Here is a 19981-nt window from a genome sequence, read left to right as displayed (position 1 = left end):
CAATAAGAAATGTTAAAAACAAGAAAATTATTGATAAATACGTAAAAATTTTTCTTTGCAAATAGCACCGCCTCCTTGTATGTAAAGTATATAAAAGTTGAATACTCATTTACCTAAATTTAGCTTATACAAAGTCAAACCTTAACATTATTAATGTTAAGGTTTGACTTTATTACAATTATACCACACATGTTATTTATTTACAGTCTTCGGCACATCGAATAAACCATTCCTTGCCTGTTTTTCCATCGTAGCCAAATTCGGCAGGACATCCCTTAGAGAAGCAACAATTTGGATGTTTTGAACAAAATGGAATATAAGTAGGTTTAATATCATTTCCCATGAATGAAGCCCCTTTTCGTACTGAATTTATAAAATTTTTTAGCAATAATATGCCATCTTAAGTCCAAATGCAATTCGGATTTGATTTGCACCTGGATTTGTATGTCCTTTAATACAATTAATTAAGTTTTTATCACAAGAACAACGGTCAGGATAAGATGTAAAACTACCATAACAGTTATCATGAGTTCGGCAGCAAGTATCTGTAGAATTTACTGGAGTTCCACTACCACAGTTGGCACCGCACCAATTATACATGACAGGAACATATGGACCTCCTACCCATAGGGGTTCATTAAATGTACAACATCCATTTTGTACACATGGTACACCGTCATACCAAGCCTGGGGAGAAATATCATCTGTATTAGAAACGGTAGTATTCAATTCTTTCAAAAGATCTACTACTTCTACAGTTTTTGAAGTCGTTTTATCTTTTTGGTCAATAATAATCACATCATCTTCGATAGTAACGAGATGCTGAATATAAGAATCTTCGTTTGAATCTCTTTCAATATGAGTAATTCTAGCAAAGAATGGCAGACCTTCAGCTGTTTGGATCTCAATTTTAGTTTTCTCATCTAGCCGTGCTTCTTGCATAATAGCTTTAAATTCTTTTGAATCAAATCCAATTGTTAATTCTACAGCGTTTTGTTCGATAATTTTTTCATCTAAATTTATTTCTAAATCCAAATGATTTAGTAGATGTTTAATCTGTTTTAACTGTTCTTTAGAAAGCCAGTTTAAATCACTTATAGATGATTTTTCGACTTCCACCTTTTGAAATTGCCAAGTATTTTCTTTCATTTCAACACTCCCTTTATATTGTTTATTGAAGAGTAATATCAACTCTTTCAATAAATAAAGTGTTTTAAATCAAAAAAAAATAAACCTATGAATATAATTTTCCATAATTCAAGTTCACGACTTTCTAAATTTTGGATGATATTAATGATAGGGAACTATTCGAACAGTTATATGCCCTTCAATTTCCGATAGAAAACAGTATTTCAAGGCAATAGTACAAATTATATTAGTACATAGTTAAGATTGGATGGAGATAATAATAGAAAGTTTTAAGAAGGATAAGAAAGAAAAAGGAGGTGTGGACAAGGGTGATGATAAAATCAACTTTGCCTTTTTTATTATTTTAATAGTCAATACTTAAAGATTGTGAAAAAACCTTATTATCGCCATTACATAAAAATATAAAAGTTGCTCCATAAATGTTGATTTCCTGTTATTCTACTGTATAAAAAATGGTGTGGTATGGGATGCGTTAGTAGAATTATTTTTAATTATCAAAGGTAATATACGCAGTATTTTAATTATCCTCAATTCCATTTTGCTAATAATATTTCTAATAGCATTTTTAATAGGGACGTTTGGATTTAAAGAAGCTTAAATCACTTATTAATAATTAAAACTCATCAATGGACTTACCCCTGCCAAGTAGACAGCATTAAAAAAGACTAAGCAGCCATCTGGTGTCGATATTCTATCGGTGCCAGATGGTTTGAGTCGTTTTTGGAAACGTTGGTAGTTATAAAAGTAAATATATTCTTCAACTGCTTGTATAATTGCCTCATCTGAATCCGCATGTAAGAGAGATACAAACACTCGCTTTTGAAGTGTGAGAAAAACGATTCAATGCAGGCATTATCATGGCAGTTTCCTTTGCGGGAGTGGCTACCAATCATGCATGTTGCTTAATATGCTAATGTTATTTAGTTGATGTGTACTGGAATCTCTGATCCGAATGAAGGATACTTCGATACAAGTTTCTTTTGCTCGTTAACTCATCCAACGTATCTAATACAAGCTGTAAATTATTTCGTTTACTGATTTTCCAAGCAACGATTTCGTTGTTGTATAAATCTTGTATGGCAGATAAGTAGAGTTATCAATTTTTCTATGGTAAAAACGTGATATCTGTGACAAATACTTCGTTCGCTACACGATCCGAAAACTGACGGTCCACGACATTATCAAATACATGAGAAATGCGATTTTCATACACGGCGCTTCTTTCGAATAATGGAATGGACGCCTAAAACAACTTGTAATTTAAATTCATTCGAATACGTACGATTTTTTCTGGGCATATAAAAATCCCCTTTAAGTAAAATGTTATCTACAGCGTACTGTAGTTTTTTTTACATTGTCTACTTAAAGGGGATAAAATCACAAATAAAATTAGTAGTTCTTAACCCAAAACTATTTGATGGATTTATTTTGTTAATAGATCATGTTTCATTAGCATGAATCTGACAATATTCCCACAATAAATTAGAAGAAATACTGGCATTTTGAATAAGATTTATTAGTAAATCGCGTTCTTTTGGGGACAGACTATCACCCGCTAAACAATTTGTATAAAATGATTGAACTTCTCTTGCTTTACAGTAACAGGCCATTAATTTTTCAATTTCCATGTGGATTATCCTCCTTTCTTGTAATTAAGAGATTTTATAACTTCAGATAACTCCATGATGACAGCCTCTAATTTATCTATTTTCCTTTCAAAGCGAATGAACAGGTAGACTGTTATGGCAATAGGGAATCCAAAATTTCCTATTAGGCTAATCCAAATTGGAACATTTTCTGGTGTCATAATGTAAATCACCCTCCCTCTTACTCCAAATTAGTAATATAAGGTGATACTCGGATTCGAACCGAGGATCCAGGTTTTGCAGACCCTTGCCTTACCGCTTGGCTATATCACCAAAATTGTAACTGTACTATGTAAAGAGGATTCTTCTGTAATAAAAACAACCTTCCTGTAAAAAATATTATTTTGTCATGGTTTCATTTCTTATGTTTAAATCCTCTTTATAGAAAAAAGGAGGTCTATAAGGTGAAGTATGATATAACGGTATATTCAAGTAATGGTTGTCAATATTGCGTTAGGTTAAAGGAGTGGTTAGAAGAAAATAATATTACTTATATCAATAAGGATATTAATGAAGAGCACGCATTAAAGGAGTTTAAGCAGTTTAATATTCATGCTATCCCATTTACTTTAGTAGTCATTGATAATAAAGTAGAGAGAATTATCGGATATCAGCCTGGAAAAATAAAAGCCATTTTAGATAGTTAAGAGATATGGATAAAATCACCTTTTTTGTATAAAGGGTGATTTTTTTTGCTCTTTTTAAGAACATTTGTTCCTATTTTGGTTTATAATATAGATACAACATTCACTTTATATAGAAAGAAGGCGGATAATAGGAGGGATTATTAAATGAAGAATGATAAACAAAAAATAGAGGAATTTTTCTATAGAAATAATGAACAGGTTAACAATCCGATTGTTAAAAGCTTTTTGTCAGATCCCCAAAATCTTTATTTAGTGCAAAAAGCGATCTTATATCCAACTGATTTGAATAAGAAACTCGTTGATGAATCTTTTCAATCTCACTATATAAATGTGAGGAAGATCAAATATGTAAGTAATTTAATTTATTTCTTTAGTTTAGATTTTGATAAAAAAAGAAGAAGGATGCAAAATCGGTCTTTATTAATATTAGATAAGGGATTATCAGAGGAAGGGGGGACGACCCTAAAAGAGCTAATAGAAGATACAAGCAATGAAAAGGGTCTAGATCATTTTGTTGGTGGAGGATTATTAGACAATATAGAAAATGTACAGCTTTTAAAATCTTTGCAAAAATTAACGATGAAACAGCTTCAAATTTTAGAGATGATTTATGTAAAGGATCTTTCTATAAAAGAAATAGCACAACTATTACAAACAACTCCCCAGAATATATCTAATCATCATAGAAAGGCTTTAAATAAACTGAATCATTCACTTGGAAAAAAGGAGGAATAATTTATGGCAAATTTAGAAAAACAACATAACGAGGAGACGCTAACAATAATTGAGAATTTCATCCCTAAAATAAAACATAGTTTACACAATACAGACTATCATGAAAGGGAAGACTTAGAACAAGAAATTAAATTAAAAATTATAGAAAAGCTTGCGACAGTAAAATTTCAAGACGCGCCTAGTTTTTGGGACTTTTTCTTGTGAATCTAGGCGTTTTCTATTCTGGTGTTCGAGTCAGAAATCTGATCAAGTTCTTTTGTAAAAACTGAGCATTTTGAGTAGACACCAGATTACATAAACTGTTGTTAAACGAGCTCATTTCTACATGCGTGATGGAATAACTTACTCAGCATATCTGAAGTTCTGATTAACCTGTTGCGAGAACATTGGGGAAAGTAAAAAAGATGCACATAGTAAAAGTTAGGTACTATGTACATCTTTTTAGTCATTAGCCTTTTAGAAAATCTGGTTTTGCAAAGCTTGGATTTGGATATGTGTAGAAGCCTTCACCTGTTGCACGACCTAGTTTCCCTTTTTCGATATACTCTGTTTTTAAGAGGTTTGCCAATTTTTTCATGTTCTCATCACCAGTGGCAGTCGCTTTCGCTTCCACAATGTTATAAGCAGTGTTAATGCCAACGATATCTAGGATAGCAAATGGTCCAAGTGGAGCGCCTGTACCAATCATCCATGTTTTATCAATTGTTTCTGGATCAGCCACTTCTTTTACAAGTAAAGATTCAGCTGCATCTAAAAATGGCACGAGCAATGAGTTTAAAATATAGCCAGGTTGTTCTTTATATAATGGCAGTGGTACCATGCCGATTGCACGTGCAAATTCAACAACCTCATCAAATACCTTCATATCTGTACCTGGGTGCTTCATAATTTCAGCTGTATTGTTTTTCCAAATTGTATTAGCAAAGTGAAGCGCTAAAAATTTCTCAGGACGGCCAGTTGCTTCAGCAAATTGGCTTGGTAATAAAGTAGATGAGTTCGTAGCAAAGATTGTTTTTGCTGGCGCTACTTTACTAAGATTTGTGTAAAATTCTGTTTTGATGCTAACAACTTCAGGAATGGCTTCAATTACAAGATCAGCATTGGCAACGGCTTGAGCCAAGTCACTATTGAAGGTAAGACGTGCATAGGCAGCATCCACTTCTTCTTGAGTTGCACCTAAGTCTTGTTGATACAATGGTTTTAATTTTGTGATTCGGTCCTGTGCATTTTTTAAAGCCTCATCGTTAATGTCGTAAACTGTTACATTGAACCCTTTGAACGCAGACTGATAAGCAATTTGACTTCCTAATACACCACTACCTGCAACCGTAATGTTTTGATAATTCATCGAAATTCCTCCTTCGAAATTGTTACATTAATATAATAGTTGGGATATGTAGATATTCCTTTGTTACAATTCCATACTACTTCTACCCTTAAATAAAAATCAAATGATAGCCCCTGATATTATATAGATATAAAATTTTTAATAATGTTCCTTTTCAAGTATGTACCCATTAATAGAGAAATATAACGTAATTGTTAAGTCAATATCTGACCATATCAATACTGTTAAGAGCTGCTTTGCGTATGCAAGTACTTATTTACTAAATAAAGGGCATTCCTCTACTTTATACCTACTCATAAATTTAGGTTACATTTGTATCATGTAAAGCGACATGTTTTATTATAATTTGAGTGAATTTCTCTTATAGCAATAAAAAATTATCGTATTTCTTTATTGGACTCCTTCCGAATTGAAAAATTGAAGTAGTAAAATGCTAATATGTGAAAAATAGGTCTTTTATATAATTCTTGCATAATTTACATTTTATTATAGATTTACAAACTGTTGTTTTAGTACACTGATTTTATGAATCTAAGGGGGAAGAACAGTGAAAAAAATAATGTTAGCTGGAGCACTAAGTATTGCATGTTTTACAGGAGGATTTGGCGGGCAGGCATATGCACAGGAAGCTGTGGATGTGGCAAGTATCATCCATCCAAAGCAAGCTGTTGCAGCCACTAATCAATTACAAGCCATGTCTTATCAAGATGTTTATAAAATGTTGCTGCTATCTAAAATAGGCTTTGAAAATAATGAGGTAACGATTGTTACAACAAAAAATAGTATTACGGTAAAGGTTTCGTTAGAGGCGATTCTTCAATCCTACAAAGATGGTACAAATCTTTATCCTGAAGGAGAAAAAGAATTTAAGGAAAACTATGAGGAATTTAAGAAAATATTCGGGAATGCCATCCAAATAAAAATCACACAAACTGGAAATGGCTTCAAGAGTGAAATCTATACTGCTGGTAAATGGGAAGCGGTTAGTGCGGAAGATTTAAATGGGATGATCATGGTTTTTGGTCGTGCAGATGTTGAGTTAAAACCAGGTGGTTATTTCAAGGATGCTATTGGGCATTGGGCTGAGAGCTATATCCAGTTGCTCTATCAAACAGACATCATTAATGGCACAACGGCAACTTCGTTTAATCCAAATGGTCAAGTGACTCGTGGAGAACTGGCAGCTATTATTTTCCGTGCCTCTGGCTTAAATGTGAATGAAGATTATGAGGGTCCTGCTTCTTATACGGATCTGAATGGTTTCTGGGGTGCAAAGGAAGTAGCTATTCTTGAAGAATATGGTTTAATAGATATTTTCGACGGCGACAAATTCCAGCCGAAAAAGCCTGTTACACGCGAAGAAATGGCCTATATCACTGCTAGGTACTTAACAGCAATGGAAGTTGACCTATCTCAAGTAAGTAAAAACAACACATTTACAGATAAAAACCAAATGCGTAAAGAAACAGTAGAAGCTATTGGTCTATTGCAGCATTTAGGAATATTAAATGGCACGAATGGCAAATTTAATCCAAAAGGCAATCTAACTCGTGCAGAGGTTTCAAAAATTTTAACAATGACTTTATTGCTATTGAGTGAAGAAGCTTAATAGGAAAGGGGGTGTCTCATATCCATAGAGACACCCCTTTTTATTCAACGAGAATATGGAAAATATAGCTGAGAAAATAGCCTAAGAAAAGATACATAAAAAATGATCGGAAGGAGACTTTTTGGATTTGATGCAAAATGAATTCAGAAATACTGGCCGTCGCAATCAATCCAATGGAAATCCCCATTAAAATGCCCTGTGCCTTTTCGGTTAAGGCCCAATATTGTCCAAGCCAAATGAAAAGACTAAAGAAAATAGAGAAGATAAAGAAATAAATAAAAAGTCTCCAAAGCCTTTCACCCTGTGAAATGAGTGCAGTCGATAGAGCAAAACCTTCTGGCACATGATGGAGAATGATGGACGCAGTGAGCGAAATACTTAATGCAGCGTTTCCTAGTAAATTGCCGACGGTGAGACTAATGGGAATTGTATGGATAATCATAGCTAGCGTTAATAGAGAGACTGAGGGATTTTGTGCATGGGAAGCATGAAATAGGGTATCTAATAACTGAAAGATGAAGTAACCAATAAAAATACCAAGAATGACTCCGAAAGACTGATAGATTTGAAAGGAAGAAGGGATGATATCTAGCACCAGTAAGCCGACTAAAAAACCCCCGCATAATAAAGATAGCCCTTGCGTTGTATGCTGAAATAGCTTAGAGAAAATCCAGGCAATAGCGCCTCCTATGCTCACACTAAAAAATAGAAATCCACCAAGAATCATTGCACTCACCTGTAAATTCCTCCGCCCTATCTTAAACTAAAAGCTGTTTTACCAAATATATGCTAACTAGAAACGATTATGCTTTCTGTCCACTTGGCTGTATACAATCTATAAAGGAAGTTTGTTGTGCATACTGTCGGGTAGAGAAGGAGAGAATAGTGTCAGAATCGATGCTTGATAATTTGTAAAAGGGAGATGTTGACATGAAGGCAGTAACATATCAAGGGATTAAAGACATTCAAGTTAAAAATGTAGAGGACCCAGCTATTAAAAAGAAGGATGATATCATTGTCCGTATTACCTCGACAGCCATTTGTGGTTCAGATTTGCATATTTACCAGGGAGCTATTCCTACGTATAAAGATTATGTGATTGGACATGAGCCAATGGGCATTGTAGAAGAAGTGGGGTCAGATGTGACCAAGGTGAAAAAGGGGGACCGTGTAATCCTACCTTTTAATGTATCGTGCGGAGATTGCTTTTATTGTAACAATGCTATGGAAAGTCAATGTGATCATTCCAATGACAATCTTGGAGTAGATTCAGGAGGGTACGTAGGCTTTACCCAGCGTTATGGTAATTATCCTGGTGGACAAGCTGAATTTTTACATGTTCCCTATGGCAATTTTATGCCCTTTGTCATTCCTGACTCTTGTGAGCTAGAGGATGAAGCACTTTTATTTTTATCGGACATTGTACCAACTGCCTATTGGAGTGTGGAAAATGCGGGAGTTAAAAAGGGCGATACAGTGGTGGTGTTAGGTTGTGGACCAGTGGGCTTATTGACACAGAAATTTGCATGGATGAAGGGTGCAAAGCGAGTAATTGCTGTTGATTATATTAGCTATCGCTTAGCCCACGCGAAAAAAATGAACAATGTTGAAATTATTAATTTAGACGATTACGATGAAGTGGCTTTTTATATTCGTGAAATAACGAAAGGTGGAGCAGATGTTGTCATTGATTGCGTTGGTATGGATGGGAAAAAAACACCTTTAGAAGCTATCGGACAAAAAATGAAAGTACAAGGAGGAACATTAAGCCCACTGCGAATTGCAATGGATGCAGTACGCAAATTTGGCACAATCCAAATTACAGGTGTTTATGGCGCTAAGTACAATCAATTTCCATTAGGACATCTGTTTGAACGTAATATATCTCTAAAAATGGGCCAGGCACCTGTTATTCATCTCATGCCAAAATTATTTGATTTAATCACTGCTGGAAAGTTTGATCCGACTAACATAATTACACATAAGCTACCATTAGAGGAAGCAAGTAAAGCCTATCAACTATTTAGTAACCGTGAAGATAACTGTATTAAAGTGATTTTAAAACCTTAAAGGGAGCGTCGACGCTCCTTTTTTTGTGTGTAATGTTGGGATGGAAAAATTGACTGAATATTAGTTTAATTCTATACTTTTTAATAGGAAGACCAGATTCATCGATTTAGCTCATTAAGGGAGGAATGGTTGAATGAAATGGGATGCAAGTTATGATGTAGTTGTAGTAGGCTCTGGAGCTGCGGGATTGACAGCAGGTTTAACAGCAAAGTTACAAGGTTTGAAATCATTAGTAATTGAAAAAACGGATCGCTATGGTGGTGCTTCTGCTATTTCAGGCGGTGCCTTATGGATTCCGAATAATCATGTTATTAAAGGTGCAGGTGTTCCAGATACACATGAACTTGCACGCCAATATTTAGATTCAACAGTTGGTGATCGAGTGCCTGAAGCTTTAAAGGAAGCCTATATTACAAGAGGCCCAGAAATGTTGCGGTTTTTATACAATAAAACTAAGCATATGCGTTTCCAATATGCAAAAGGTTACTCGGACTACTATCCAGAAAAACCAGGGGGCTTGTCTCAGGGACGTTCCATTGAACCACTAATTTTCGATTTAACGAAAATGGGCTCTTTAGCACATACTATGCGTCGAGCAACTCTATCAACTAAGGGCTTTACAATGAATAGCTATGAGTTTCATAAAGTTAATATGATAACACGGACGTTAAAAGGTAAAACAACTGCACTGAAATTAGGCATGCGCCTAGTAAAATCAAAGGTGACAAAAAGTGAGCCAGTTGCGTTAGGTGAAGCTTTAGTAGCACGTTTACGACTATCGCTAGCGGAGGCAAATGGTGAGCTTTGGCTATCAACGGCCTTTAAAGATTTTATGATGGATAAGGGTCGAGTGATGGGGATCATTGTGGAACGAGATGGACAAGAGCTGCGAATTGAGGCAAAGAAAGGTGTTGTTCTTTCATCAGGCGGCTTTTCACACAACCAAGCACTTCGAGAACAATATTTACCAAGCCCAACGAACGCTGCATGGACTTCTTCACCAGAGGGACAAACAGGTGACGTTATAGAACCAGGTGTAAAAATTGGCGCTACATTAGATTTAATGGATAAAGTGTGGGGAGCGCCTTCTGTTATTGATCCACAAGGACAACCCTTCTTCCTAGTAGCGGACAGGGGCGTACCAAATATGATTGTTGTAGATAGCGCAGGACAGCGTTTTGTGAATGAAGCGGCTCCTTATCATGAATTTGTAGATACCATGTACGAGCATCAAAAGACCACGCAACAGGCTGTTCCTTCATGGATAGTCATTGATGCCTCTGCTAAAAGCCGTTATATTTTTACAGGTCTGTTCCCAGGACAAGCCTTCCCAAAAAGCTGGTTTGATCATGGCATCGTGAAAAGTGCAGAGTCCATTGAAGAACTTGCTAGAAAAATGGATGTGCTGCCTGAAAGTCTAATAGAGACAGTAAATCGTTTTAATGACTTTGCCCGAAATGGTCATGATGATGATTTTTATCGTGGTGATAGTGCCTATGATAATTACTATGGGGACCCAACATTGCCAAATCCAAATTTAGCAGAGATCAAAAAAGCTCCTTTCTATGCATTACGTATATATCCAGGCGATATTGGCACAAAGGGAGGCTTGGTAGTGGATGAACATGCTCGGGTTATTAAGGCAGATGGCGAACCAATCGAAGGATTATATGCTTCAGGTAATTGTTCAGCGTCGATCATGGGAGAAACGTATCCTGGACCGGGTGCTACGATTGGGCCTGGTATGACATTAAGCTTTGTGGCGACTACACATATGGCTAACACCGTAAAAAAAGAAGAAGTACCACTTGTAAAAATATAAAGTTGACTAAGCCCTTCCTATGACTGTGATAAGGAAGGGCTTTCATGTGGATGAAATGTTCTAATATTTTTTTGCTAAGAATATAGTGGCTACAACATGTATGGCGATGATAATGGAAAAAAGGAGCGATATAGTAAATTGCTTACGTATAAACTTATCACGACTATTGAAGCATTAGAGCCCTATCGAAGTACTTGGTCAACAATACTCGAAAGAGAGCACAATGATAATCCTTTTATTGAGTACGAGTGGGTCTCAACTTGGTGGACAACATTAGGGACTCATGACAATGTTGAGATTTATGTAGTCGAATATCAAGGAGTAGCAGTTGCCTTTTTTCCGTTAGTGCATACAGTACGGTTTGGTAAGGTGCATCATTTTGGCTTTTTGGGACAAGGGTTTGCGACTTATATGGAAGTAGTCGCTGAAAAGAATTGGCTTGAACGTTCCATTGACTTTATGCTGAAGGAGCTTTCAAAAAAATACAGGCGTTATTTAATGGTGTTACATGGATTGTTAGAAAGTAAAAATACCTCTCAAGAATTAGAAAAATTTGCAATAGAATATCAGATGCCACATTCCATTTTTCGGACTGTCACGCCTTATATAGATTTTCAATCAATCACACTTGATAATTTTTTGCAGAAGCATCGAAAAAAATTCAAAAGTTTGAAGCGCCGGGAAAATAAATTAAAGTTACTTGGTCATGTAGCATTTCAAGAAGCAAATCACCATCATTTACAAGACATGTTTACGTTATTTACGAGAAGGTGGCAAAAGAAAATTGATAAAAGTGGTTTTACAGAAAATCAGACTCGATTGTTCTACGAGCGATTGGCCAAGGTCTCCGATAAGGCATTGCGAGTAGAGGTGGACAGCCTGCAATTTGAAGGCCGGTGGATTGCGTTTACGATTGACCTTTGCTGTAGAGAGCGTAATTTTTGTCTGGCAATGGGACATGAGCCTGACTTCAATCTATTTGGCCCAGGCCGCATTATTGAAAAAGAAAATATGTTAAAAGCACATGATGTAGGCTATCGTTATTATGATCTAGGAAGTGGCTATGAGCCATACAAGTTTGAATGGTATACCCATATTGATTTTACAAGAAAATTTGTTATGAGTACGAAAGGAACAAAAGAGCGTGTACTTCGATCCTGGATGGTCTTACGAGATCGCTTAAAAGGTCAGTTAACGAATAATCATCAGCTCGTGAAATGGAAGCGGGACCGTTTAGGAGAACTACGATATTTTATGAAGCACGCGAAAATAAAAGATTGGTTAAGAGCTTCAGTTAGGATAATACAACGATTTTTAGCAGTACATATTTTAGATGTTTATATAGCAGAACAAAAATATGCTTTCGGGCAAGTGAACTTTCAAGAAGTATCAATGAAGGATATTACGGAGATGCATGAGCGAGCAAACTATGTTTCAAGTTTCTATAGGGGCTATCGACTTTTGGGAAATGGTGATCAAATTATATATAAGAGGCATGATAAAATAGCATCTGAAGAAGCTGCTAACTATTCCTATGAGCTAGCAGATAATATGTCGTATATAAGAGAGTATGACAGTCAGCAACTCGTTGATATCATTGCTGATGTCCAGAGAGAAGGAAGAGCCGTTTGTACGATTGCCCCGTGGTTTGATAGAAAAAGAAGGCGAAAGTTGGTACAAGCGGGTTTCCGTAAAGTGGAGAAAATCAGTATCTTACAATTGTTCAAATGGCGAAAAATATATCAATTCTAAACGACAACACCCTCAGCAAAAAAGCTGAGGGTGTTTCATGATTAAAAGTGGATACCAGGTTTATCGATTAGCTTACAGCCTGTACCATATTTTGCTTTTAAAGCACCTTTAAAATGAGTTTGCTCTAGTTCTGGGAATGTTTGCTTCCAAAGTTCAAAAACATTATGACTAGTTGCTTTGCCATCCTTCGTCAAGCGTGCAATATGGAAGCCGTACTCATCATTACAACGAGCTAACGCACGGTTTTCACGGACCGTAATAATTCGACCACTTGTCGTCATTTCATATAATCCTTCATAGCCAGCGATAGCACGGCTTTCCTCATTTTCTTCAACAACAATATCTTCTTTTTCTTCAGCAACAGTTTCTTCTTTTTCCTTAACAGGTGTTACTTTTTCTTCTGTTGTTGCCTCATGTTCAGTAGTTTGAGCTTCTACAGCACTATTTTCTGATGGTAACTGTTCAACAATGAAAAAGTCTTTATTTGAGGCTTTATCACTCATTGTCGCCATTACGTTCATAATAGAACCAACATAACGTAAAGGTTTTTCTTTCCCTTCTTCAAAGACAAAAATATTATAATCGGTTTTATTAATCTTTTTCATAATAATATTTCCTGTTTTAATCGTAAAACCGATGAACTTGTTCTTTTTTAATGCTTGTATTGCTTCTTGCTTTGTTAAAATCATTTTGAAAATCTCCTAAAGAATTATTTATTCTATTCTACCATAAAAATTATCACATTGTTTTTCGTAAAATAATGGTTGATTTTGTACGATAAAGGAAATCACCCCTAATAGTGGAGCTATGGCAATGGTTCTTTCGAAACACAGTGAGGTTGAATGTTTTGCTAGGGATTCAAACTGCACTTGAAGTTACTGGTGGCTGTTCGAAGTAATCAACGCAATTTTTGATTTCAAGCATCACGTTGAAAATGTGGTAGAGTTAAAGAAAGCAAAGGCTTTAAGCTACGCCTTGCTTGCCTTACGATAAATATTTCGCATTTTTCTTAGCCAAAAATAAAGGAGGATATAAACGATGGTTCAGCATAAATTTACAATGGATTTAACTTGGGCGGATGGAAGAAATGGGACAGGGAACATAACATCAAGCAATTTACAAACGCAAATATCTATTCCTCAGGAAATGAATGGTCCAGGGATTGGTACAAATCCAGATGAAATGCTTTTAGGTGCAGCGGCAACCTGTTATTTAATCACCTTAGCTGCTCTGCTTGAAAGATCGGAAATAGATGTGATGTCTTTATCCATGCAGGCTCATGGGTTTGTAAGCGTAGAAAATGGCGTTTTTACTTATGAAAAAATTGTCCATAAACCAACGATTGTTGTCCAAGAGCTATCGGAACATCTTGCAAAAAGAATAGAGCGCTTAGCACACAAGGCGGAACAGACTTGTATGATAAGTAAAGCGGTGAAGGGGAATGTTTTGATTGAATGTGATGTTCAAATTTTAGAAGCAAGCATATAATACGGCAAAAAGAGTTATTCAGCATATGACGCTGACATAACTCTTTTTTTCTTAAAGGGAGCACTTTTTCTATACTAGTTCTAGAAATGTACAAAATGAATATATAGTGTTAAGTGCTAAAAAAATGCAAAGGATGATGTATTGCACGTTCAGACAGCTCAGAATCTCACATTCTATGGTCAGTACGGCAAAAGAATAGTTGATATTATTGGGGCTTTAATTTTACTTTTTATAACGATTCCTCTTATGCTAATAGTCTTTCTCATTTTACTCATGACAACGGGTCGCCCCATTTTCTTCAAACAAATAAGAACTGGCCTCGATCATCACCGCTTTGTGATTTGGAAGCTACGAACAATGTGTATTCAGGCAGTTCCAGTAAATATGCCGACTATTTGTGCTAATGGTATCCCTGATGATTATTACTTTAAAACGAAGCAAGATACACGTATCACAAAAGTGGGCGCTATCCTTCGAAAGCTAAGTATTGATGAAATCCCACAACTTTTAAATGTGCTAAAGGGTGATATGAGCATTGTAGGTCCACGCCCGGAAGTTCCAACGATTACAAATGCTTATAACTCTTTACAAGCTCGGCGACTGGAGGTAAAGCCAGGATTGACGGGGCTTGCTCAAATAAATGGTAGATCGAATATATCACATGGACAAAAAATCTCGTATGACATTGAATATGTTGAAAATTTCTCCTTTTGGATGGATATCCAAATTATGTTGAAGACTATTTATGTCATCGTAGCAAGAACGGGTGCTTATTAAAAAATAAGGAGTGGCAGTACTGAAAATAGTTCAGCTTATTACAAGAATGGATAAGGTCGGAGGTGCTCAAAAACATGTGGAGGCACTTTCTATCCAATTACAACAAGATGGACATGAGGTGACAGTTGTAACAGGCTCCTATCAGCCATCACTGTGGCGCTTGCAAGAACTGCAAATTCCCGTCATCAATATACCTTCCTTACAACGAGCGATTCATTTAGCGAAAGACTTTCGATCATTCTGGCAATTAAGAGCTGTCTTTAAACGAATACAACCAGATGTTGTAGCCACCCATTCATCCAAGGCAGGTATCATAGGTCGTGTAGTTGGTAGTTTACTGGGAATTCCAACTATCTTTACAGCACATAGCTGGAGTTTTACAGAAGGTGTTCCACAAAAGAAAAAGCTGCTATTCCATCGGATGGAAAAATCTGTTCAGCTATTTACTACAAAAATTATTACGGTATCCGAATACGATCGAGAATTAGCACTAATGAAGGAGGTGGCTCCTGCACATAAATTACTGACAATTCATAATGGCATTGATCTAATAGAGAAAAGGACAACAACTGAAAGAACATTTTTGGAGCAGCCAATCATTGTTATGGTTGCTCGTTTTGAAGTGCCAAAAAGGCAGGATATCTTACTCAAGGCTTTGGCGGAGCTGACGCATATTCCATGGCATCTTCAACTAATTGGAGATGGTTCACTACGTTCTGACTTAGAAAAACTTGTTGAACAGTCTGGTTTAACAGCACGTATAACATTTTTAGGCAATCAATTAGATGTCCATTCTTATCTTGAGAAAAGCCACATTTTTGTCTTGTTGTCAGATTGGGAAGGCTTGCCGATTTCTATTATTGAAGCGATGCGTGTAGGTCTCCCTATTATTGCAACAAATGTAGGTGGTGTAAAAGAGCTCGTAGAAGATCATGGTAATGGATTTTTAGTAGAACGAGATAATTTTGAATTATTAAAGCAGAGGCTACACCAACTAATAATGGATGCCGATTTAAGGCAACAAATGGGGAATGTAAGTGAATGCCGTTATTTGCAGTATTTCACGTTTACCCCTATGTATCAAAAAACAATAATGGTCTATCAGCAAGCTGTTTCAGAACTAGCGAAGAAAGGGGATTAAATTGCAATTAATTCGCATTAGAACTGATGATGAGCTTATGTGGTACAAGGAAATTTGGGATGCCATTTTAGAAGCAGAGGACAATGATAACCCATTTATAGAATTTGCTTGGTTTTATAATTGGTGGCAAATTGTTGGACGGAAAGAACGTGTAGAGCTTTATGCCATTGAACATGAGGGGACAATCATCGCCTTTTTCCCCTTTACGGTGTCTATTCGATGGGGAATAAGGGTGTATACATTTGCAGGTAAACAGATTGCTAACTATACCGGGATAGTCGCTAAACAACAGTGGTTACTCCAAGCAGCGACCTTTATATTTGATGAGCTGATTAAAAAATATCGACACGTTGTTTTTTCTCTCCATGGCTTATTAGAAAGTAAAGCATCTACTAAAATCTTGGAGCAATATTTTGTTGAAAGACAATTACGTACAAGCATATTCCGTGTGGTGACACCGTATCTAGCATTTTCAGAAGTAGATTTTCAACATCATTTCAATCAACGACGAAAAATGCATGGTGTCGATCGACGCGAACGAAAGCTACGAAATTTAGGCTCATTAGAAAGACGTGCTCCATCGCAGGACGAGCTTTGGCAAATGTTTCGATTATTTAATCGTCGTTGGGCAAAAAAGCTTGATACAAGTGAATTTACAAAGGGCAAGAAAAGAGACTTTTTTGAACGTTTAACAATGCTAAAGGGAGAGGCCTTACAGGTGGAGGTCGATGCACTTGTCTTTGAAAATCAGTGGATTGGTTTCACATATGGACTTTGCTGTCGGGGGCGTTATGTAACTTACGCTCTTGCACATGAGCCAACATTTAATTTATTTGGTGCTGGACGTATCGTCAATCAAGAAACCATTCAGCGAACGTTCGCAGCCAATTATCGCCTATTTGATATGAGTATTGGCTATGAGCCTTATAAATTTGACTGGCGCTCTAGCATTGATTTTACAAGGCATATGCTTGCCAGCAGTGGTTCGAAACGTACAAATTTACTGACAGGATTTTTATCATTAAAGCAACGACTTAAGGAATACGTAAAAAGTAATCAGCGAATTGTGGATTGGAAGCGTAATTCACTAGGCCAGTTACGTTTTTTAGTAAAGTATGGAAAGCTAAAAGATTGGCTAGAATATGGACAACAATTCGTAGAAAGATTTGTTCGTATGAAACAAGTGGAGCTGTATGAATTAACTCCCTCAGAGGATGTATCGCCACAGCAGCCTGTTGGTAACTTATTTGAAGAAATGTCGATTCAGGAAGCGATGCAGCTTGATCAGGAGGAAGTCATTGCCCTCTTTTATAAGGGATATACGATTTATAAAGACTCCTTTGCAGAAACGAATAAACCAGCCTTTGCGTTACATGCCACAAATTGGCGAGTCGATTCATTGCGGATTATAGAACCGTTACCGAAGCAGACCTATTTTTTAGCCTATGATGTTTTCAAACAAATCGATATTATTACAGCTTATTTTCGAAAAATAAAACCGGCACAAACACTATGGGTAACGGCAAGCTTTTGGCAATGGCGGAAGCGTAAGCGCTTAGTACAGCTAGGCTATAAACCTATTTCTCGAATGAAACATTTTAAATTCGCTCGCTTTGAGCGAAATCGTGTAGAAAAATATACGGAGAGTGGGGGCGATGTTCATTCTGTCCATTAAAAGTAAGCGATGGAATATCGCAATGCAGCATTTTTATCTTCTAGAAAAGCCAGCAAATGTTCGAAACTCAATGAAAGTTGTAGGCTATACACATTCACTTGTACCTAGCAGAAAGCTTGTAAAAAGCGAAACGGTTCACATTCATTTGCAAGAGCATGAGCTTTCGTTATATTTAGCACTTTCAGAAGGGAATCGTAAAATCCTACGACGGGCCCAAAAAGAATTTTATCAAGTTATTTTGTACAAAGAGCCCTCGATGGACAACTTGCGAGCCTTCCAGCAATTCTACAATCAGTTTGCCAAAAGAAAAAAGCTTGAAGCAATTGGAAAGTCACAAATGGAAACACTCATGCTCCTAAATGAACAGGGTGCATTATTATTATCCGAGATCCAGAGTATTTGTGGACAAACACTGTGCTATCGACTAGATATTGTTCATGAGAAAAGAGCGATGTCTTTTTACGAGGCTACTTGTCATGCATCAGCTATGCCTTCACATTTAAAACGACCGATCCGTTATGCCAATCGTTTTTTAATCTGGCATAATCTACTCCACTTAAAGGAGCAAGGTTTTGTTTTATATGATATGGGTGAATTAACAAATAGTCATAATGTACGAGCCTTTAAACTAAGCTTTGGTGGCCAAATTGTCCATGTCTACTCAGGCTACATCACCCAATCAAAAATACGTGCACTGCTATTAGGTGTACAAAAATGGAGGAAGTAGCAACATGAATGGTGGGGGTCTCGTTATTTCATTAGATTTTGAGCTGAATTGGGGTGTCCATGACGTTTTTCGATATGGACAATACAATAAAAACCTATATGGTGTACGTAAAGCCTTGCCCAGAATACTAACGTTATTTGAGCAATATGACATTCATGCGACTTGGGCTACAGTCGGATTATTGTTTGCAGAATCAAAGGCAGAAATGGCTCATTATTTACGAGGTATCCCTGTTAAATATGAAAATATGCGCTTTGCTGCACATACACAGCTAGCAAAAGTAGGCGAAAATGAACAAGAGGATCTCTTACATTTTGGTAAATCTTTAATCGAGGATATTAAACGTACACCACATCAGGAAATAGGAAGTCATACCTTCTCCCATTTCTATTGCTTGGAAAAGGGGCAAACAGAGGCAGCTTTTCGTGCCGATTTACATGCTACAAAAACAATTAGTGAAGGATATATCGCTCCGATGAAATCCATTGTCTTTCCACGTAACCAAATAAACAAAGACTATTTATCAGCGTGTTCAGAAGCTGGCTATATTTGCTACAGAGGAACTGAAAACCATACATTGTATCAAGCTCAAAAGTTTACGAAGAAGGGCAGACTTTTCGGAGCAAAGAAATGGCTAGATAGCTATTGGAATCTAACCGGACACCATATGGCAACTCTAGCAGAAATGCAAGAGGCGCAGCTCATTAATATTCGGTCAAGTGCCTTTTTAAGGCCTTATTGTGGTCCATTGCGTGTATTCGAAGGGTTAAAAGTAAAACGTATTAAGGAAAGTATGCTCGAAGCTGCAAAGGCACAAGCATTTTATCATTTATGGTGGCACCCTCATAATTTTGGCAAGCACATTGATAAAAATTTAGCGATGCTGGAAGAGCTATTACGCTATTATCAAGAGTTGCGCAGCCAATACAATTTTCAAAGTTATTCCATGCATGAAGTTGCTGAGCTATGCCAAAGCCACTTTAAACAGCAGAAATAGTTTTGATGAGGTAACCGCTCCAAAGGTTGTGGTACCCGCTCGAAAGTAAGGGCAAAGCGCTCCAAAAGAGGGGGTAACCGCTCGAAAGTGAGGGCAAAGCGCTCCAAAAGAGAAGGTAACCGCTCGAAGGTGAGGGCAAAGCGCTCCAAAAGAGGGGGTAATCGCTCGAAAGTAAGGGCAAAGCGCTCCAAAGGTTGTGATACCCGCTCGAAAGTGAGGGCAAGGCGCTCCAAAAGCGGAGGCAACCGCTCGAAAGTAAGGGCAAGGCGCTCCAAAAGAGGTGGTAACCGCTCGAAAGTGAGGGCAAGGCGCTCCAAAAGAGGTGGTAACCGCTCGAAAGTAAGGGCAAAGCGCTCCAAAGGTTGTGATACCCGCTCGAAAGTGTGAGCAAGGCGCTC

20 protein-coding genes, 1 tRNA gene and 1 pseudogene are annotated in these 19981 nt (G+C 36.9%); 13 read left to right on the top strand and 9 right to left on the bottom strand.

The window, feature by feature from the left end:
* Positions 1 to 381: 381 nt before the first annotated feature.
* From RT445_RS16705 to RT445_RS16690, 5 genes and pseudogenes are all read right to left on the bottom strand, one after another.
* Entirely contained in the window at positions 382 to 1149 is a 768-nt protein-coding gene (locus RT445_RS16705; RefSeq protein ID WP_312505913.1) for a phospholipase A2 family protein, read from the bottom strand.
* A gap of 916 nt (positions 1150 to 2065) precedes the next feature.
* Positions 2066 to 2230: pseudogene (locus RT445_RS23695) on the bottom strand (DDE-type integrase/transposase/recombinase); the annotation flags it as partial.
* A gap of 358 nt (positions 2231 to 2588) precedes the next feature.
* Positions 2589 to 2777 (bottom strand): hypothetical protein, encoded by a 189-nt coding sequence (locus RT445_RS16700; protein ID WP_258860863.1) that lies wholly within the window; start codon positions 2775 to 2777, stop codon positions 2589 to 2591.
* Between the two features lie 5 nt (positions 2778 to 2782).
* Positions 2783 to 2956 carry a YvrJ family protein gene (locus RT445_RS16695; protein WP_016993736.1) on the bottom strand — a complete coding sequence of 58 codons (174 nt, stop codon included), beginning with the start codon at positions 2954 to 2956 and terminating at the stop codon, positions 2783 to 2785.
* 41 nt (positions 2957 to 2997) lie between these two features.
* A tRNA-Cys gene (locus tag RT445_RS16690) sits at positions 2998 to 3068 on the bottom strand.
* A gap of 131 nt (positions 3069 to 3199) precedes the next feature.
* On the opposite strand from RT445_RS16690, the gene RT445_RS16685 reads away from it, so the two are divergent.
* The 3 genes from RT445_RS16685 (at position 3200) to RT445_RS16675 (ending at position 4381) form a co-directional block, all read left to right on the top strand.
* Positions 3200 to 3442: a glutaredoxin family protein gene (locus RT445_RS16685; protein WP_313471025.1), complete on the top strand. Its 243-nt coding sequence runs from the start codon at positions 3200 to 3202 to the stop codon at positions 3440 to 3442.
* A gap of 144 nt (positions 3443 to 3586) precedes the next feature.
* The gene (locus RT445_RS16680; RefSeq protein ID WP_312505910.1) at positions 3587 to 4177 is read left to right on the top strand and encodes a sigma-70 family RNA polymerase sigma factor; all 591 of its coding nucleotides are present in this window, start codon (positions 3587 to 3589) and stop codon (positions 4175 to 4177) included.
* 3 nt (positions 4178 to 4180) lie between these two features.
* Positions 4181 to 4381, top strand: a complete 201-nt coding sequence (locus RT445_RS16675) for a hypothetical protein (RefSeq protein ID WP_312505908.1) — start codon at positions 4181 to 4183, stop codon at positions 4379 to 4381.
* Positions 4382 to 4625: 244 nt separating this feature from the next.
* Here the strand turns inward: RT445_RS16675 and RT445_RS16670 are convergent, their stop codons facing one another.
* Positions 4626 to 5525, bottom strand: coding sequence for a 3-hydroxyacyl-CoA dehydrogenase (locus RT445_RS16670; RefSeq protein ID WP_312505907.1), 900 nt, complete (start codon positions 5523 to 5525; stop codon positions 4626 to 4628).
* A gap of 547 nt (positions 5526 to 6072) precedes the next feature.
* Here RT445_RS16670 and RT445_RS16665 point away from each other — a divergent pair.
* Positions 6073 to 7134, top strand: coding sequence for an S-layer homology domain-containing protein (locus RT445_RS16665; protein ID WP_274794303.1), 1062 nt, complete (start codon positions 6073 to 6075; stop codon positions 7132 to 7134).
* Between the two features lie 40 nt (positions 7135 to 7174).
* Here the strand turns inward: RT445_RS16665 and RT445_RS16660 are convergent, their stop codons facing one another.
* The gene (locus RT445_RS16660; RefSeq protein WP_274797374.1) at positions 7175 to 7861 is read right to left on the bottom strand and encodes a ZIP family metal transporter; all 687 of its coding nucleotides are present in this window, start codon (positions 7859 to 7861) and stop codon (positions 7175 to 7177) included.
* A gap of 203 nt (positions 7862 to 8064) precedes the next feature.
* On the opposite strand from RT445_RS16660, the gene RT445_RS16655 reads away from it, so the two are divergent.
* The 3 genes from RT445_RS16655 to RT445_RS16645 all read left to right on the top strand — a co-directional run bounded on the left by RT445_RS16655 (position 8065) and on the right by RT445_RS16645 (position 12778).
* Positions 8065 to 9204: a zinc-dependent alcohol dehydrogenase gene (locus tag RT445_RS16655; protein ID WP_312505904.1), complete on the top strand. Its 1140-nt coding sequence runs from the start codon at positions 8065 to 8067 to the stop codon at positions 9202 to 9204.
* A 133-nt stretch (positions 9205 to 9337) separates the two neighbouring features.
* Positions 9338 to 11026 carry an FAD-binding protein gene (locus RT445_RS16650; RefSeq protein ID WP_312505902.1) on the top strand — a complete coding sequence of 563 codons (1689 nt, stop codon included), beginning with the start codon at positions 9338 to 9340 and terminating at the stop codon, positions 11024 to 11026.
* Positions 11027 to 11122: 96 nt separating this feature from the next.
* Positions 11123 to 12778: a GNAT family N-acetyltransferase gene (locus RT445_RS16645; RefSeq protein WP_312505900.1), complete on the top strand. Its 1656-nt coding sequence runs from the start codon at positions 11123 to 11125 to the stop codon at positions 12776 to 12778.
* Between the two features lie 41 nt (positions 12779 to 12819).
* Here RT445_RS16645 and RT445_RS16640 read toward each other — a convergent pair whose 3' ends face one another.
* Entirely contained in the window at positions 12820 to 13467 is a 648-nt protein-coding gene (locus RT445_RS16640) for a 3-ketosteroid-delta-1-dehydrogenase (RefSeq protein WP_312505898.1), read from the bottom strand.
* 349 nt (positions 13468 to 13816) lie between these two features.
* On the opposite strand from RT445_RS16640, the gene RT445_RS16635 reads away from it, so the two are divergent.
* The 6 genes from RT445_RS16635 (at position 13817) to RT445_RS16610 (ending at position 19583) form a co-directional block, all read left to right on the top strand.
* Complete coding sequence (locus RT445_RS16635; protein WP_274794298.1) at positions 13817 to 14266, top strand: SACOL1771 family peroxiredoxin; 450 nt, start codon at positions 13817 to 13819, stop codon at positions 14264 to 14266.
* Between the two features lie 141 nt (positions 14267 to 14407).
* On the top strand, positions 14408 to 15043 hold the full coding sequence (locus RT445_RS16630; protein ID WP_274794297.1) for a sugar transferase: 636 nt from the start codon (positions 14408 to 14410) through the stop codon (positions 15041 to 15043).
* A gap of 10 nt (positions 15044 to 15053) precedes the next feature.
* Entirely contained in the window at positions 15054 to 16184 is a 1131-nt protein-coding gene (locus RT445_RS16625) for a glycosyltransferase family 4 protein (RefSeq protein WP_312505896.1), read from the top strand.
* 1 nt (position 16185) lies between these two features.
* Entirely contained in the window at positions 16186 to 17859 is a 1674-nt protein-coding gene (locus RT445_RS16620; RefSeq protein ID WP_312505894.1) for a GNAT family N-acetyltransferase, read from the top strand.
* Positions 17840 to 18586, top strand: a complete 747-nt coding sequence (locus RT445_RS16615) for a hypothetical protein (RefSeq protein ID WP_274794294.1) — start codon at positions 17840 to 17842, stop codon at positions 18584 to 18586. The genes RT445_RS16620 and RT445_RS16615 overlap by 20 nt, the downstream gene beginning before the upstream one ends.
* Before the next feature lie 4 nt (positions 18587 to 18590).
* Positions 18591 to 19583, top strand: coding sequence for a polysaccharide deacetylase family protein (locus RT445_RS16610; protein ID WP_312505893.1), 993 nt, complete (start codon positions 18591 to 18593; stop codon positions 19581 to 19583).
* On the opposite strand, the gene RT445_RS16605 is transcribed toward RT445_RS16610, so the two are convergent.
* On the bottom strand, positions 19526 to 19981 hold a 456-nt coding region (locus RT445_RS16605), incomplete at its 5' end, for a hypothetical protein (protein ID WP_313471019.1). The genes RT445_RS16610 and RT445_RS16605 overlap by 58 nt on opposite strands.

This window comes from Lysinibacillus sp., assembly GCF_032093475.1.
GTDB lineage: Bacteria > Bacillota > Bacilli > Bacillales_A > Planococcaceae > Lysinibacillus > Lysinibacillus irui.
The sequence above is the reverse complement of the archived record's forward strand: the minus strand, read 5'-3'. Positions and strand labels throughout refer to the sequence as shown.

Bases quoted from the DNA above. Each gene is read 5' to 3' on its own strand.
- RT445_RS16705 (WP_312505913.1), bottom strand. From the start codon at position 1,149: ATGAAAGAAAATACTTGGCAATTTCAAAAGGTGGAAGTCGAAAAATCA.
- RT445_RS16700 (WP_258860863.1), bottom strand. From the start codon at position 2,777: ATGGAAATTGAAAAATTAATGGCCTGTTACTGTAAAGCAAGAGAAGTT.
- RT445_RS16695 (WP_016993736.1), bottom strand. From the start codon at position 2,956: ATGACACCAGAAAATGTTCCAATTTGGATTAGCCTAATAGGAAATTTT.
- RT445_RS16680 (WP_312505910.1), top strand. From the start codon at position 3,587: ATGAAGAATGATAAACAAAAAATAGAGGAATTTTTCTATAGAAATAAT.
- RT445_RS16675 (WP_312505908.1), top strand. From the start codon at position 4,181: ATGGCAAATTTAGAAAAACAACATAACGAGGAGACGCTAACAATAATT.
- RT445_RS16670 (WP_312505907.1), bottom strand. From the start codon at position 5,525: ATGAATTATCAAAACATTACGGTTGCAGGTAGTGGTGTATTAGGAAGT.
- RT445_RS16660 (WP_274797374.1), bottom strand. From the start codon at position 7,861: ATGATTCTTGGTGGATTTCTATTTTTTAGTGTGAGCATAGGAGGCGCT.
- RT445_RS16655 (WP_312505904.1), top strand. From the start codon at position 8,065: ATGAAGGCAGTAACATATCAAGGGATTAAAGACATTCAAGTTAAAAAT.
- RT445_RS16650 (WP_312505902.1), top strand. From the start codon at position 9,338: ATGAAATGGGATGCAAGTTATGATGTAGTTGTAGTAGGCTCTGGAGCT.
- RT445_RS16645 (WP_312505900.1), top strand. From the start codon at position 11,123: ATGTATGGCGATGATAATGGAAAAAAGGAGCGATATAGTAAATTGCTT.
- RT445_RS16640 (WP_312505898.1), bottom strand. From the start codon at position 13,467: ATGATTTTAACAAAGCAAGAAGCAATACAAGCATTAAAAAAGAACAAG.
- RT445_RS16635 (WP_274794298.1), top strand. From the start codon at position 13,817: ATGGTTCAGCATAAATTTACAATGGATTTAACTTGGGCGGATGGAAGA.
- RT445_RS16615 (WP_274794294.1), top strand. From the start codon at position 17,840: ATGTTCATTCTGTCCATTAAAAGTAAGCGATGGAATATCGCAATGCAG.
- RT445_RS16610 (WP_312505893.1), top strand. From the start codon at position 18,591: ATGAATGGTGGGGGTCTCGTTATTTCATTAGATTTTGAGCTGAATTGG.